Origin of the sequence: Streptomyces pseudogriseolus, from assembly GCA_002154585.1 — a bacterium.
Taxonomy (GTDB): Bacteria; Actinomycetota; Actinomycetes; order Streptomycetales; family Streptomycetaceae; genus Streptomyces; species Streptomyces pseudogriseolus.
This window is the reverse complement of sequence record MUNG01000746.1, coordinates 1-986: the sequence shown is the minus strand read 5'-3', so window position 1 is coordinate 986 and position 986 is coordinate 1. Positions and strand designations below refer to the sequence as shown.

1 protein-coding gene and 1 pseudogene are annotated in these 986 nt (G+C 76.2%); both read right to left on the bottom strand.

Features of this window, described 5'->3' with window-relative positions; all coding sequences use genetic code 11:
* Positions 1-712: PucR family transcriptional regulator ligand-binding domain-containing protein (locus CCN29_RS34510; protein WP_442538708.1), on the bottom strand; the 712-nt coding region annotated here is incomplete at its 3' end.
* Positions 713-833: 121 nt separating this feature from the next.
* Positions 834-986: pseudogene (locus tag CCN29_RS35235) on the bottom strand (ATP-binding protein); the annotation flags it as partial.

Here is a 986-nt window from a genome sequence, read left to right as displayed (position 1 = left end):
TCCCTCGGCACCGGGCGGCGCGGGGGCGCCGCCCGGTGCCGAGGGAGTGCAGCTCGACGCGGTCCTCGTTCTCCGGTCCGGCCACCACCGAGGAGGCGGGGGCGGGCCGCTCGCGCAGCCGGGTGACCTCCGCGGTCAGCCGGGCGGCGCGGCGGCCGGCCCAGTCGGGTGCGGCGGCGACGACCGCGCCGGAGGCGTCGTACAGGGCGGCCCACCCGTCGACCTGGGAGGCAAGGGCGGCGAGCAGGCCCTCGGGGCCGTCGGTGAGGGTCTGCCGGGTGAGTTCCCGCTGGGCGGCGAAGCCGGCGGTGACCGCGCGGTACTGGTCGGCGGCGATCGCGGCGGACACGGCCTTGCTGATGGCGAGGAACGGGGTGCGGCGCGGCACCTCCAGCAGCGGCAGCCCCTCCTCGCGCGCGGCCTCGACGAGCGCCTCGGGGATGTCGTCGTAGTGGACGCCGACGGCGAAGCCGAGTCCGACCACGCCCGCGCCGGCCAGCCGCCTCACGTAGCGGCGCATCGCCTCCCGGTCCTCCGCGTCGAGCTTCAGCGCGGTGATCAGGAGCAGCTCGCCGCCCTCCATGTACGGCACGGGGTCGGCGAGCTCGCTGGCGTGCGCCCAGCGGACGGGCGCGTCGAGGCGGTCCTCCCCCGCGCGCACGGTCAGTTTGAGCGCGGAGTGGTGGACGAGCGAGGCGAGCGTCGGGGGCATCGGGGCGGTGTGCCTTCGGTTCGGCGGTCGGGTGTGCGAGAACGGTGATCTTTTGGCCGCCGCGTATGAACGACCTGTGTCGATTCTGCCTCACCGTACGGTCCCCGGCGGCCGGGGCCGCTCACTCCCGCAGGTCCACCAGGAGCGGAGGCGCGTGCTCGCCCTTGACGTTCGTCAGCGACAGCACCGCGTGTCCCGCGGGCACCGCGTGCGCCAGCTCGGACGCCGACCAGCGCTCCCGCTCGACCTGCCGGACGGTGACCGCGCGCGCGGT